This window comes from Mesorhizobium sp. M3A.F.Ca.ET.175.01.1.1 (assembly GCF_004791945.1).
Classification (GTDB): Bacteria; Pseudomonadota; Alphaproteobacteria; order Rhizobiales; family Rhizobiaceae; genus Mesorhizobium.
Map to the genome: position 1 here is coordinate 1 of NZ_SRTP01000302.1, position 305 is coordinate 305.

Sequence of the window (305 nt, forward strand, 5' to 3'; positions counted from 1 at the left end):
GGATTTTTTCGGTCGGCCCGTTGTTGCGCACCGTCCTGAGCTCGGCGGCGACGAGCAGGCTGAGACCGCCGAAGCCGAAATTCATGGCCAGCACGCGCCAGGTGAGATCCGGCTGCATGAACATGAACCACGCGAAGGCGGCGAGCCCGCCGCCGGTCATGATGCCGATGCCGATATAGGGCACGCGCCTGCCGTAGCGCGCGACGATCGCACCGGAAAGGCAGCAGGCGGCGATCGTGAAGCATATGTTGGAGATCAGCTTGGTCGCCACGATGCAGACCGGAAGCTTGAAATATTGCAGCAGG

The 305-nt window shown here is 63.0% G+C and carries 1 pseudogene; it reads right to left on the bottom strand.

The features are described 5' to 3' along the window. A pseudogene (locus EN818_RS31750) lies at nucleotides 1–305 on the bottom strand (GGDEF domain-containing protein); the annotation flags it as partial.